Origin of the sequence: Shewanella sp. WXL01 (assembly GCF_012263345.1) — a bacterium.
In the GTDB taxonomy this organism is placed as follows: Bacteria; Pseudomonadota; Gammaproteobacteria; order Enterobacterales; family Shewanellaceae; genus Shewanella; species Shewanella maritima.
On sequence record NZ_JAAIKQ010000017.1, the window covers coordinates 1 to 12,539 of the forward strand.

A 12,539-nucleotide genomic window follows, 5' to 3' on the forward strand; every position below is an offset into this window, starting at 1 on the left:
ACAATGTATAACAAGTTAAATCACCACATCATGTTAAGCGTATGATTTTCAAGAGAATATTTAGCAGGGGCGCTGGAAATTTTTTCCAACTCGAACGCCTCTTTCTCGTCTTTGGCAATGAATGAATCATCAAACTTTGCATTTGCGATTGCATCAAGTAACAGGTTCAATTCAGCCTTAGCTTTTTCGTTCTTTTCCCGCCGCGCTAGGCTGTACAGCATCAATACGCCTGCATTCATATCAAGTATTTCAGCAAACTTAATTAACACATCATTCTTAGGATAAGAGCGGTCAGTACGCCAATTTGATACGCCAGTCTGTGAAAACCCAAGTTTCTTATGAATTTGATAATCAGTAGTCAAGCCTGTCGCGGCTTTCAAGAGGTCGAGTAATTGAGAGGGATTCATTTTTAGTACCTGTCTACAGTGCTAATACTCAAAGCTTAGTAGCACCAACAAAGCAATGCAATGCATCTCAGTACATACATTGTAAAATTAAGCGCTGAGGTGTATGTTTTATCCCGTCTACAGTGCTGCGGTGGAGATTGGGAATTAGCTACCCAATCCCACCGCAAACTTCAGCACTGTAAAAACAAGCACTGGAGGGATTCACATGAAATTCGGCAAGCCTATCGGCAACACCACAATACAACTAGCGAGCTGGCTACCCAGTTCGATGATTGTCACGCAGGAAAATTTTTCACAAACCAAACTTGAACGCAGCCGCAAAGCCATCAGTTTTTTAAAGGGCAAGTTACAACGAGCGAGGGCGCGCAAATGAGACAGGAATTATTTGAAGCGCTCAAAGCTGAGTTGGTTGGACGGGTCAAGGCTCTAATCAGTATCGCGAGAGAAGAACGAACATATAGCGATTTTGCTAGCACTGGCTATCAAGCTAACTGCCTAAACCGCGCCAGCGCTATTCGCCGCAATCTTGCCGAGCTTATCGAATATCAAAAAACCGTTGATTGGTCACAAGCAAGCGCCGCTTATTCAATGTCAGATATGGGTTATGAAATGGGTTGGCTTGATGGTCAGCTTAAAAAGGAAACAGCGTTTAACCGACTGCTACTAGCTGAGTTCAAATCAAAGCTATCTCAAAGAGAGCTTCACATTGATGCGCTTCACGCCGTGATTAAATCGGGCGATTCGCATCTAGCGAAATCGATAGTTTATGCGTGGGAGGGTGAGTAAATGAGCATCAAAGCAGGCGCTTATTACCCAGTCGGCCATATCGACAATTACACCCCAAATTTTGAGGGGCAAGTCATATCGAGTCAAACAAAGAGCACCATTGAGGCGCACATAATAACCGCTAAGTCGATGTTGAATTATGCGCGTTACTGGCGATTAGCTGGTAACAAACTCAAGCATGATGAATGCATGACTATTGCAGCAGACAATCGCAAACGCGCCGCCGAATTACTAAGGGGTGCGGCGTGAAAATTAAAGCAGGCAATTATTACCCACTAGGGCATATCGACAATTATACGCCAAACCTTGAAAGGGTGTTTAAACCAAAAGAAAGGCTCGCAAGGGGGCTGTTTGATAAGCCCCATCAATTAAATGGTGGCAATTTAACGACTGTTGAGATAACAGACGATTTACCACCATCACACCATATTGAACCTTTAAATTTAACCGCTCCCGAGAGCGGTATTTTTGTACCCGAAAAAGATTACCGGGCTAAGGCTGAATTAGATGCTGAGTTAATGTCTGCAAGTCAGCATTATTTCACATCAGATTTATATAAAACCCTAAGCCCCGCAGGGCACGCAAAGCGTGAGAAAGCTAGGCTAGTCAAGGAGTGCAAAAGTCCGACACGGACAAAACGCGACTTAGAAAACGACATAAAGCAGTCGAAATTGAGCGCCTTTGATGTGTATTTGCAGCAAAGAGGCAAGCAATACATACACGCAAGCGAGAAAACGATTGCACAGCCGCACGCGCTACACTGCGCGGAAATGGGTGCGCTGCCAACGTTCACTATCAATAAAAAAACGGGTGAAATCACAAATATTGATACTGAGCGCCGCACAGCCATAGCGAGGTTAAGCCGCCGTGAATGGTCAGACGAATACCGCATCAGCGTGACCACACAAAACAGCCCAACCCAAGCACCGCCAGCGCAAGCGGGTGACCGTGTGACCAAATTCCTAACCACTCGCGCCGCTAAAAATATTCTAGATAGCGGCGCATACGTGGCGGCAACTCAAGGCGGGTTTACCACGTTCTTAACGCTCACGTTTAACGAAGATGCGCGACAGCGTATCAATGATGGTGTATCGACCATCGGCGCTGAGTGTTCGCGCTTTTTCGATGCGCTCCAAAAGATGTACCAGCGTGGCTGGACGGCTGAACAATTCGAGATACCAGAAAACGAATTAAAAAAAGACATGTTTCACAGCAGTGAATTTGCATGTATTGCCAACGATGAACAATTTATCGAGCCAATCGGCGACAAGCTAGATTATCTATGGGTAGCTGAAGCGCCAGCCAAGCCCGAAGTAATCGAAACTAAAAACGGCTTTGATAGCGTGGATGCAAGACCAAATCCGCATTGTCATGTATTACTGCGCTGGCAAGTTGAGCCGCATTTATTCCGTGCATGGGCTAAGCGTATCGAATCAATGTGGGGGCATGGCTTTGCCAAGCTTGAGCGCATTAAAAACGCCAAAGCCGCCAGCGGTTACATGCTTAAAGCGCTTGGCTACTTACTCAAAGGCGAGCAAAAAGAGGCAAGCGACCAAGGCACAATCAAGGGTAATCGCTACAACATATCTAAGAGCGCCCGCGCTTTACCTTGGGAGCATATCGCCAGCTTTCACGCCGAACACATGGCAAGTCTAATTGGTGAAGTGAAAGCCAAGCTTGAACGAAAGGCCGCGCCAATCGTTCACCGCATCAAAGAGAATTACAAAAAAATCGGGCGCGAGGTTCGCGGCAAGGCTTTTGCTCAAAAGCAATTTAAACCCGTTCACCGAATTGATGAGCGTATCAAAGCCATTGAAAAAGCCATTTCAAAAGACAAAGCCGAGCTAAGAGAGTCGCCAGTTATGGCGTTTGATTATCACATTAGCTTTAAAGGCGAATCACCGTTTAAAAAGTTTTTTGAATGGGCTATCGGCGTGCGCTTATGGGGCGCGTTCGACTCGCAGACCACCAAGCCGCACACGGTTATCGACTCACTAATGACGGTCAACCCTGAAACCATGCGCAAGTCATTCAGCAAAGTTAGGACCCGATTAATTGAGCGCGAACAAGATTGGTCGCACCGGTTAAAAGCCATGTTGCCGCCAGAGATAGATTTTGAACAGCTCAACAATGAGCGGTTACAGGATTTTTGCAGTTATCAACAATTGGAGGCGGCTTAGTTATGGGTTGCAGATACGACATTAAACTTCCATCAGCTAGAGAGCGGGAAAGCAGAAGGGTTATAGCTTATTTAAATGAAGTGGGTTTGCTTAATTGTCAGATTGGCGAGTTTGGCAATGTGGCAATGCTTGATGAACACACAAGGCAATTATGCAAGTTCTGCCAACTCAACCGCGCAAGCATTGCGGATTACAGTTTGGAGCTTCAAATATGGTGGCGTGACCACCAAGCCGCCGACAGGGCGAGGGCAGAGAAAGAGCTTCGCGAGGCAAAAACCGCAAAGGAAATCAAAGCCGCACATGCAAAGCTAACCGAGCATGAAAAGCGGCTATTAGGGCTTATATAAAACAACCAACCAAAGGAGACAAACCAGTGTCAAACAGTACAGAGTTAGAAACGCACCACCAACAGCTAGAGCAATTGTTAGACGGTGCAGAAAAAGCAATGCCGTTTAATGCAATTGGGCTCGCCAAACGTGCTGCCCGTAAATCACACCAATTACTGGGTGCGCTAATCAACCATTTTAAAAATCAAGCACAAGCCCTTGATTACTTAAATCAACGAGTAAAAGAGCTTGAAAAACAAAGGGGGATACATGAAAAGTCATAGCGATAACCGCCGCGAACACTGGCAAGCGCTTGCGCTTGGTCTGATTCGTTGGCTGTTGCAAAAGCTGGGTATTTGGTCAACGCCAGAAAAACCGACTTTCTTACAACGCCTGCTTAATAAAGTGAAATGCTTTTTCGGCTTTCACGATTGGAGCGAGCAGCACGGACACCGCCGCTGTTCTCGCTGCAGCAAGCATCAAATCTTAATTCAATGCGGCACACAAAGAGGGTGGCAATAATGGCTAGAAAACCAAAAAACGCAGATATCGGCACAATCAAATGTCCGATTTGTGGCGATGACGCATTAGTACGCCGTGATTGTAATGGCAAACTCTACTATGTCGGTAAAGCGGGCATGATTAAACCCAATCTGCCTAGCGGTCAAAATTGGATGTTAGACAACGCAACAATATGGCCGCTAGGTAAAAAGCCCGTTAACGAGCCAGCGCCGCAAATCACGCAAGAGCAACCACCCGCAACACAGCCAAAAGTGGCTAATGTACCCGTTAACGAGTCCACTGTTAAAAAAACACTACCAGCGGCACAATCAAAACCCGTTAACGAGCCAGCGGCTAACGATGACCCAAACGCGCCGCAAAAGCCTGATTTTATGAAATGGCTAATAGGCTAAACCCGAGATTTTACCACGGCGTGAGCCGTTACATTCCCAATCATAAAAGGTGATTAAGATGGAAGATTTACCCATTAACGAGCAAAGTCATGGCGATGACTTAACAGGTGTTGAGCAAGGTCATTTTGACGAGTTCGACCAAGCCATGATGCAAGCCCGCGAACAAGAGGGTTCACTCGAACCCGAATCAGTTTACGCAAACCCTGAGCATGCACCCGCCGCGCCCCATGTATCGGGCGCTGAAATCATCGCGCCAGTGGTGCAACTTGGTTGCGCACTGTTAGCCCCTAATTGGGATATTCAGCCCGAAGAACAACAAGCGCTAGCTGACAGTTACGGCGCACTAATCGACAAGTATTTCCCTGACGGTGCGGGTTCATTTGGTGTTGAGCTAAATGCGCTGCTCATTACGGGCGCAATCGTAACGCCGAGACTCGGCAAGCCGCGCCGCATTGAAAAAGATATTGATACAACTCGGGAGGCCGCAAACGATGACACGCCAAGCCAAACCGCGAGTTGATACCAGCCGCAAGGCAGATGTGCGGGCAGTGTATGGCGCAACGGGTAGCGCCAAATCTAGCTATGTAAAAAAAGAGCTTAAGCGCCTTAAATGTTCCCGCGTGATTATATGGGACCCCGTTGACGAATACGGCGAATTGCCCAACATCATCAAAGTAACCCGCGCTACTGAGTTGGTCGATTTGCTGCGCCGTTATCCAAAAGGGGCGCTAAAGGTTCGCTTTGTTACCAGTGATTTTAGTCTGTTTGAGCTTTGGGCTAGATGCGCGTTTTCATGGTGTAACGCCGCCGTAGTTGCCGAAGAAATCGCAGACGTGACCACGCCAAGCAAAGCGCCGCCGTGGTGGGGGCAAGTTATTCGCAAAGGCCGCGCCCGAGGGCTAGCGCCGATTTTCGGATTATCCCAGCGCCCAGCCGAGGCCGATAAAACCCTGTTAGGTAATGCAACGCTAGTGCGTTGTGGTCGGTTAACAAGAGCCAAAGACCGCAAAATGATGGCTGATGAAATGGATATCGACCCTAAGCAGATCTCCAAGCTCGTCCCGTTGGAATATGTCCAGAAAGACATGAACACCAATGTAGTGATTAAAGGGGCGATTGATAAGCGCAAAACCGAGCAAATCCCAACAAATTAGCAAAATGTACCCGTTAACGGGTGCGCTAGTTTTTTGGGTTAAAAGGGCGTAATTCTATAAACCCGAAACAAGCCCACGTTGTGAAATGTCGGCATTAACACGCTGTGAAGCGTCTTATTCCCTTAGCAGGAGCTAAACATGATTAAAAAATATCTGCCAATTCTGGCAATCGCTGTAGCTGTTACATACGCAGCTAACCGTGTCCCATCAGTTCGCAAAATTATCGGCTAAGGGGATACAAACATGGCTCGCAGCTTTCCAGAATTACCAAGTTTTTCAAACGTATCAGCAGGCAATACCGCCACGCTAGAGTTACCAATTGGCCGTACTTACGACAAATTGCACGTTAATTATAGTGGTGTAACGCTGGCACAAATGAAAAACATTCGCTTAGAAGTCAACGGCAAGGCAATCATTGAATTTCCTGACGGCCAAGCACTTCAAGATTACAACAAATACTATGGCCGCAACGCTGTAGCAGGTGTTTTAGATTTTCACTTCAAGCGTGACGAAATGAAAACCCTAGAAGATGCGCGAGTGTTCGCACTTGGCACATCAAACGCGCCATTTGTTGACCAACGCACCAAGCAGACGGTTGTGCCTGAGCAAATCGCAAACGTGACACTGCGCATCGAAATTGACGCAGCAGCGACCGCGCCAAAACTTGAAGCCTTCGCGATTCAATCAAATCCCGCGCCATTTGGTATGTGTACCAAGGTAAAAACGACTTATGTTGCACTTAACGCAGGTGTAACCGAAGTTGACCGCCTTGTGCGTACCGCTCGCATTATGGCGGTGCATGTGCGCTCGGCGGCAACGATTACCCGTGTTGAGGTTGAACTCGACTCAATGAAGATTTACGAGCTACCAATTACGCTAGCTGAAAAAATCCAAGTTGACCACGGTCGCCAACCGCAAGACGGCTTAGTGTCGCAAGACTTCATCCTTGAGGGTGATATTTTGCAGGCGCTATCAATGCAGGGTACGCAAGATTTTCGCATTCGCATTTACTCTGACGATGCCGCAGCCGCCGACATTGTTGTCGAATACCTAGACGGCTTAAAAGGTATTTAAGGGGGTAACATGGTTCCATTAATGAGTACCGCCGTATTGCCAAACCCTGTTAATCAGGGTTCGGCATTCAACAATTCGTTTTTCAATGGCTTTGGTGATTTTGCCAATGATGCGCTTGATTTATACAAGGGCTATACGCAAATCGAAGCCATGAAAGACGCCGCTGGGCAGTCGCAAAAAGAGCTGTCAAACACGGTTGAAACACCAAACCCTAACCCAACGGCAACCCCAGCTGCCCAGCTTAAGCAAGGTATGGCGAAAGGACTGCAAATTGGCACGGGTACGCTAGCACTTGTTGTTGGTGGTGTTGCGCTGCTTTACTTCTTAACCAAAAAATAGGGGGCGAAATGTTTAATAAAGCATTTTTGAAACAAGTCGCCGCCGCTGTTATTGCGGGTTTAGTGGTACACGGCGTGATTAAAAAGACATCTAAGGCGGGTGCTTAATGAGTATCCCGAATATGTCAAACTCCAGCGCCGCGAGTAGCGGCACTGGCGACCAAGCCAACAACGCCGCCTTTCAGGGCGGTAGTGTTAACTTCGGCGCAGGCAGTGGAACAGGTTCTAATTTATGGCTAATTATCGGTGTTGCAGCAGTGGCAGCCTACCTAGTTCTAAAGAAGAAATAACCGCGCTGGCATGGAAAAAACTCGCGCCCGCCTTGGGTGACGACTTGCGCATAATTCAACGCGAAGTGCAGCAAGGCGCGGCGCAGCTTATCAGCTGGGGTGACAATGAATTTTTTACCGTGTTACGTGGCGAGCAAGCCGCCAGTGGTAAAGAGTTAGTCATCGTGGCGGCGGCGGGTAAAAACTCGCTGCCGCATCTTCACACAATTCATAAGCAGGCTAAATTACAGGGTTTTGTATCGACTCGCATTCACACAAAGCGCCCTGACTCAATGCTGCGTATGGGTAAAAGTTTAGGCTATGAAAAGGCCGAAACAATCTTAAGGGCGGTCTTGTAATGGGTTCATCTTCTCGCTCGCAGTCGAGCCAAGCAACAGAAAACAATTCAACCACGTTCGGTATTCAGGGGGACAACTCCGGTTTAGTGCTGAACGGCTCAGGTAATCAAATCACAGACGGCGGCGCGTTCGATATTATCGGGCAATTTGTCGATATTCTGCCAAGCATTTTAAGTCAAGGCGCGGGCATGGTTACGGATGGATTTAACGCCGTGACCGATGTTGCGCTAATGGGTGAGCGTCAAAACGAACACCTACTCAATACAGCGGATTCACTTTTCGGCGAAGTCAGTGACACTCAACAATACATGATGGAGCTAGGCGCAGGCGTGTTAAGTGACACCGCGCAAACGCTTGAAAACTCGCAAGAGCGAGCATTTGATTTTGCGGGTAACGCTCTAAGCGACACAACCCGATTACTTGAAAATTCGCAAGATGCCGCATTTGATTTTGCGGGTAACGTGACAAGCGATGCAATGGCCAGCGTTAGCGATATTGCTGACTCGGCTATTTTTGCCAACCTTGAAGCCACACAGGCGGCAATGAAAGGCAACAACGATTTGGCATTGGTGGTTGCTGGCGCATTAGAAAACGCCAATAACAACAACACCCACTTGGCCGAGTCACTCACAACGCAAGCGCTAGACAGTAATAACGAAGCTGCTGAAACGGCAATGGGGCAACTTCAGCGCGGCTTTGATTCAATGATGTCATTCGCGGATGACTTTTCACGCAGTGACGGCGCGGCAATTGCCGAGAGTAATAACAAAACCATGCTTTACATGATGGGTGGCACAGTCTTAATTGCTGGCGCATTAATTTTTGCGGGGCGCAAATAATGATTTATAGAACAAATTTAGATGCTGGCGTACCAAACACAATCAGCAAGCAAGGCAAGTATTTTTACTTACTGACTGCAGCAGATATTTTAACGGTTCGCTTGCGTGACAGTATTCACCATACGCAAGACTATGAAACGGAAATGCGCGAGGGTATGAGCGCCACATTCAAAAGCTCTATTGATGAAGTAGTGCTTAAATCTGAGTCAGCGCAATATGTTGAGTTTTGGCTATCTGATACCAAGCTAGATTATTCAAAACTGGCCGCAGGCGGCGCAGCTGCCAACGTTAACGGCGGCACTGTATTTTGTCCAGCGGGTAAATCACTCGCCATCCCCGCCGATTTTCGCCGCAAGGCTGTGTCAATCAAAGTAAGTGACACATGCCAGATAGGCGGCTTAGATGTTTCAACGTTTAATGGTTTTACTCTGGAGCCAAACGAAAAAATCAAAGCGGAATCTCGCGGTGATATTTGGGTTTATCGTGAGCCTGCTAAAGTGATTGTTGCAGACGGTGTTGCGGAATTTCCAGCACCAAAAGAGCAGCACTTTGATAGCACAGGTAACGGCTTGCAATATTGCATTGGCGATATTGGCAGATTGGCGAACGGTACGCTATTTGCGTTTCGTGGTGGTGGTCGCAAGACAATCGCCACATCAACAGATGAGGGTGTAACTTGGGTGCAATCAACTGCGCCAGAGTGGGTGAATGTTGTTATGCCATCAGATGATGGTGTGCTATGGGTGACAACTGGTGCGGGGCAGATATACAAGAGCGTTGATGGAGTCAACTTTGACCATGTTGTTACAGTGAAAAGCTCCGTTGATTTGGACGGCAACAACATTGATGACGGCTCATACTGGACCTACTCAGGCGATATAGGCGGGCAAGTGCTAGATGCTGGGCATACGATTCTATATGCAAACTATGATAGAGCGTTTTTAAGTATCAATGGCGGCAAGTCCTGGTTAGTAACGCCGCGCTGTGACGCAAAGCAGTGCAGAGGCGTACGATTATCAGCAGATAGAAAGTCAATTTACCTATTATATAGCAGCGGCCAGTTTTATATCTTTGACACAACCAACCCATCAAGCGGATGGGTTTTAAGTGAAAACGGCAGCGCTAGCGGCGCGTTTTTCTTCCCATCTAACACGGCAATTATCGGTGATATTATCGTGAGAGTTGGCGGCAATATATCAAGTACGCGCTACGTTAAAGCGTCAGTTGATGGCGGTAAAACATTCTCCACTGTGAAAACAGGCTCAACCCCTGAAATGCGTGGTGTAAACCTTGCGCTCGCTGTTGGTGCGTCTGTGATTTTGCTGGGTTCAAATGGTGTGGGTGTGATTACTGATGTAACCCAGTCATTTGATATTAATTGGTATGATAGCGGCGTTGCACTGACTGAGCCCACAGCAACATTCCCAAGCGCTGGTTTTTATGACTCTAGCGACAACACTATCAAAGTGTTTCAAGGCACAAACAGTGGCAGCCCGCTAACCGCAATACTAAGTTACCCCGTATCTATAACTGAGGGCTACTTAGACGGCGTAACCGTGTCATGGCTTGCGGAAATCAACTGATGCGCCACGCTCAAGCGCTTGGCATTATCTGCTTACTCGGCGGCGCTGGGTTTTGGTGGTACAAAACCCAACAAGCCGCTAACGCCGCACCGGTTAAACAGCCTGGTCAAACACCAACGCAACCCGATTACTTGAATTTTGACTTTGGTGCGCTGCTTGATTCATTCGGCGGCGCAGCAAATGACGGTCATTACAACGATGTATACACCACGGGAGACAACGCCATGCCGCGAGGTATCGCAAATAATAACCCGCTTAATCTGCGTGAGAATCATCAAGTGGATTATGACTGGGTAGGGGAACACCCCGAAGATTTAGACCCAAGTTTTGAAGAATTCACTACGGCATTTTATGGCATTCGCGCAGCAGCCCGAACGCTTAAAACGTACCGCGATAAACACGGCTTGAACACGGTTCGCGGCATTGTCTACCGCTGGGCACCGCCATCTGACAACAACCCAACCGAAAAATACATTCAGTTTGTCGCAGCTAAAGCGGGCGTAAGCGAAAACCAAGCGCTAGCAGATAGCGACTACCCGCACGTTGTGGCGGCAATGATTCATTTTGAAAACGGATATAACCCGTATGACCGTACAGAAATTATTACCGCAGTTGCCGCAGGGCTTGAATAGCTTAAGCAATGGCTTGATTGCTGTTGCTGTGATTTACGGCCTGTATCTAGCGCAAAAGGCATATAGAGCAGGGGACAAGCTCGCCGAAAGCGCTACCGCGCCAGCGGGTGAAGCGTTATCAGATGTAACTGCGTGGTTTAACGGTAATCATCGCGTAGAACTAACACCGCTAGTTATTCAGCCGCACTACCTGAATGCGCAATATCAAATCAGCAGTGAAGCGTGGGAAATTTTAACCCGCGATGCTAATTACGCCGCGCTAATGATAGTTCTGTTTAACAACCAAATTTTAAAACCGCAATACCGACATTTAGTCGGCCAGCCAATCACACAAGGGGATTTGTAATGTTTGATAAGCTCATTAATCAATTTAAACAGTGGTCAACATGGCGCGGTTTAGCGCTAATCGCAGCAGCTAGCGCGGGTATTCATCCAGACGCAGCAAACGCCGTTGTCTCTTTGGGTGACGCGGTAGTGAGCGGTCAAGGCTTAGGTGTTGCCGCCGTGGGTGCAATCGGCGCGTGGGAAACGTTCCGCAATGAGCGCAAGCAAAACCCAAAACATAAAGGTGGGTGGTGATGGATTTAATCTCATTTGGACTATTAAAAGAGCTTGGCCTTGACCCTGCAAGCGTAGCAGTCGTTTACTTGCTTTATCGCATTAGCGCCGCAATGAGCGACCAAAAAGCCTACTTCACGCAATTGGTGCATGAACTAGACAAGCGCGTAACAGTCGTTGAAGCAGGGGGTTAGCATGCTTGGTTTTGATGGACTACCCAGTGATTACACCGTTGCAGTTAAAACCCCTGACCCTGTTGTTGTCAAAATTCAGCCAAGTAGCGAGTTAATCGCCATCTTTGCCGCCGTGGTAATAGTCGCTGCAGCGTGGGTTAAGCGAAGATAAAAAAAGGCCGCAACCTAGCGACCCCATTTAACGAAAGCCTGCAACCTAGCAGGCTTTTTAGTGTTTAAGCCCGTTTAGAAACTGGCTTGATATATTTGCCCTTTACGGCAAGTGCGGGGCTATGCTTGAGCGCTTCAAGCGTCTTAACAATCTTGTCAAACTCGGCTTTAATTGCTTTCACTTCATCTTCATCGCGTAGCGAATCCAATTGCTTGCGAATCTGTTGATTTTCACGCCGTGTTGCCGAGGCAAACATACGTTCCATATCCATGTGTGATAACTCGTTAGCCGAAAATGACAAGCCACGATAAGGCGACATTAAGCGGCCATCCCGTGCAAAGTAATACCCGCGCCATTCTTTGGTGTCAGGTATTGAGCGTTCATAATAATGCACGTAATTATCAACCCAGTTGGGTGCGCCAGTGCGCCACCAATTGGCAATGGTTCGCGGTGTTACGCCGAAAAACGCCGCCGCTTTATCTTTATCAATAGCGCCGCCAATCTTAGAAAGGTTGCTCACAAAAAATTTTCGCGTGTCAGGTTTCATCCCTTTAAATCCTGTATGCGCGTTTTGTTGTATAGACTGTTTCGCCATAACAAGCACCACTCAAATTACGTAGGGTTATTAAAACCGCCTAACGAATGAGCGTTTAACTTGAGTAAGCCGCAACAGCAAAACATAACAAAACGACTGTTTGAGCGTCATCCGTTAGTATTACGCGGCTTGCGCATCATATTGAAAACAGGAAATATTTTCAACTGCGCACAATGTATA

23 protein-coding genes are annotated in these 12,539 nt (G+C 47.5%); 21 read left to right on the forward strand and 2 right to left on the reverse strand.

Features of this window, described 5'->3' with window-relative positions:
- Positions 1-20: 20 nt before the first annotated feature.
- On the reverse strand, positions 21-407 hold the full coding sequence (locus G3R49_RS19695; protein WP_167870800.1) for a hypothetical protein: 387 nt from the start codon (positions 405-407) through the stop codon (positions 21-23).
- Positions 408-612: 205 nt separating this feature from the next.
- On the opposite strand from G3R49_RS19695, the gene G3R49_RS19700 reads away from it, so the two are divergent.
- The 21 genes from G3R49_RS19700 to G3R49_RS19800 all read left to right on the forward strand — a co-directional run bounded on the left by G3R49_RS19700 (position 613) and on the right by G3R49_RS19800 (position 11,764).
- Positions 613-780, forward strand: a complete 168-nt coding sequence (locus G3R49_RS19700; RefSeq protein ID WP_167870801.1) for a hypothetical protein — start codon at positions 613-615, stop codon at positions 778-780.
- Entirely contained in the window at positions 777-1,193 is a 417-nt protein-coding gene (locus G3R49_RS19705) for a hypothetical protein (RefSeq protein WP_167870802.1), read from the forward strand. Before G3R49_RS19700 ends, G3R49_RS19705 begins: the two co-directional genes overlap by 4 nt.
- On the forward strand, positions 1,194-1,442 hold the full coding sequence (locus G3R49_RS19710; protein WP_167870803.1) for a hypothetical protein: 249 nt from the start codon (positions 1,194-1,196) through the stop codon (positions 1,440-1,442).
- On the forward strand, positions 1,439-3,373 hold the full coding sequence (locus G3R49_RS19715) for a hypothetical protein (RefSeq protein WP_348633947.1): 1,935 nt from the start codon (positions 1,439-1,441) through the stop codon (positions 3,371-3,373). The genes G3R49_RS19710 and G3R49_RS19715 overlap by 4 nt, the downstream gene beginning before the upstream one ends.
- On the forward strand, positions 3,343-3,720 hold the full coding sequence (locus G3R49_RS19720) for a hypothetical protein (protein WP_167870804.1): 378 nt from the start codon (positions 3,343-3,345) through the stop codon (positions 3,718-3,720). Before G3R49_RS19715 ends, G3R49_RS19720 begins: the two co-directional genes overlap by 31 nt.
- Positions 3,721-3,746: 26 nt before the next feature.
- Positions 3,747-3,983, forward strand: coding sequence for a hypothetical protein (locus tag G3R49_RS19725; RefSeq protein ID WP_167870805.1), 237 nt, complete (start codon positions 3,747-3,749; stop codon positions 3,981-3,983).
- Complete coding sequence (locus G3R49_RS19730) at positions 3,970-4,221, forward strand: hypothetical protein (RefSeq protein WP_167870806.1); 252 nt, start codon at positions 3,970-3,972, stop codon at positions 4,219-4,221. The genes G3R49_RS19725 and G3R49_RS19730 overlap by 14 nt, the downstream gene beginning before the upstream one ends.
- A complete protein-coding gene (locus G3R49_RS19735; RefSeq protein ID WP_167870807.1) occupies positions 4,221-4,613 on the forward strand; it encodes a hypothetical protein in 393 nt (130 codons plus the stop codon). Before G3R49_RS19730 ends, G3R49_RS19735 begins: the two co-directional genes overlap by 1 nt.
- 58 nt (positions 4,614-4,671) lie before the next feature.
- A complete protein-coding gene (locus G3R49_RS19740; RefSeq protein WP_167870808.1) occupies positions 4,672-5,133 on the forward strand; it encodes a hypothetical protein in 462 nt (153 codons plus the stop codon).
- Positions 5,105-5,767, forward strand: a complete 663-nt coding sequence (locus G3R49_RS19745; protein ID WP_167870809.1) for an ATP-binding protein — start codon at positions 5,105-5,107, stop codon at positions 5,765-5,767. Before G3R49_RS19740 ends, G3R49_RS19745 begins: the two co-directional genes overlap by 29 nt.
- 243 nt (positions 5,768-6,010) lie before the next feature.
- On the forward strand, positions 6,011-6,841 hold the full coding sequence (locus G3R49_RS19750) for a major capsid protein P2 (RefSeq protein WP_167870810.1): 831 nt from the start codon (positions 6,011-6,013) through the stop codon (positions 6,839-6,841).
- A 9-nt stretch (positions 6,842-6,850) separates the two neighbouring features.
- Entirely contained in the window at positions 6,851-7,180 is a 330-nt protein-coding gene (locus tag G3R49_RS19755; RefSeq protein WP_167870811.1) for a hypothetical protein, read from the forward strand.
- A gap of 106 nt (positions 7,181-7,286) precedes the next feature.
- The gene (locus tag G3R49_RS19760; protein WP_167870812.1) at positions 7,287-7,469 is read left to right on the forward strand and encodes a hypothetical protein; all 183 of its coding nucleotides are present in this window, start codon (positions 7,287-7,289) and stop codon (positions 7,467-7,469) included.
- Between the two features lie 44 nt (positions 7,470-7,513).
- The gene (locus tag G3R49_RS19765) at positions 7,514-7,807 is read left to right on the forward strand and encodes a hypothetical protein (RefSeq protein WP_245335417.1); all 294 of its coding nucleotides are present in this window, start codon (positions 7,514-7,516) and stop codon (positions 7,805-7,807) included.
- Complete coding sequence (locus tag G3R49_RS19770) at positions 7,807-8,646, forward strand: hypothetical protein (protein WP_167870814.1); 840 nt, start codon at positions 7,807-7,809, stop codon at positions 8,644-8,646. Before G3R49_RS19765 ends, G3R49_RS19770 begins: the two co-directional genes overlap by 1 nt.
- Complete coding sequence (locus tag G3R49_RS19775; protein WP_167870815.1) at positions 8,646-10,229, forward strand: hypothetical protein; 1,584 nt, start codon at positions 8,646-8,648, stop codon at positions 10,227-10,229. The genes G3R49_RS19770 and G3R49_RS19775 overlap by 1 nt, the downstream gene beginning before the upstream one ends.
- Entirely contained in the window at positions 10,208-10,861 is a 654-nt protein-coding gene (locus tag G3R49_RS20015; protein WP_210147296.1) for a hypothetical protein, read from the forward strand. The genes G3R49_RS19775 and G3R49_RS20015 overlap by 22 nt, the downstream gene beginning before the upstream one ends.
- Positions 10,815-11,207 (forward strand): hypothetical protein, encoded by a 393-nt coding sequence (locus G3R49_RS19785; protein WP_167870816.1) that lies wholly within the window; start codon positions 10,815-10,817, stop codon positions 11,205-11,207. Before G3R49_RS20015 ends, G3R49_RS19785 begins: the two co-directional genes overlap by 47 nt.
- The gene (locus G3R49_RS19790) at positions 11,207-11,440 is read left to right on the forward strand and encodes a hypothetical protein (RefSeq protein WP_167870817.1); all 234 of its coding nucleotides are present in this window, start codon (positions 11,207-11,209) and stop codon (positions 11,438-11,440) included. Before G3R49_RS19785 ends, G3R49_RS19790 begins: the two co-directional genes overlap by 1 nt.
- Complete coding sequence (locus G3R49_RS19795; RefSeq protein ID WP_167870818.1) at positions 11,440-11,613, forward strand: hypothetical protein; 174 nt, start codon at positions 11,440-11,442, stop codon at positions 11,611-11,613. The genes G3R49_RS19790 and G3R49_RS19795 overlap by 1 nt, the downstream gene beginning before the upstream one ends.
- A 1-nt stretch (position 11,614) precedes the next feature.
- Complete coding sequence (locus tag G3R49_RS19800; protein ID WP_167870819.1) at positions 11,615-11,764, forward strand: hypothetical protein; 150 nt, start codon at positions 11,615-11,617, stop codon at positions 11,762-11,764.
- 64 nt (positions 11,765-11,828) lie between these two features.
- Here G3R49_RS19800 and G3R49_RS19805 read toward each other — a convergent pair whose 3' ends face one another.
- The gene (locus tag G3R49_RS19805) at positions 11,829-12,359 is read right to left on the reverse strand and encodes a DUF3653 domain-containing protein (RefSeq protein ID WP_167870820.1); all 531 of its coding nucleotides are present in this window, start codon (positions 12,357-12,359) and stop codon (positions 11,829-11,831) included.
- Positions 12,360-12,539: the final 180 nt, after the last annotated feature.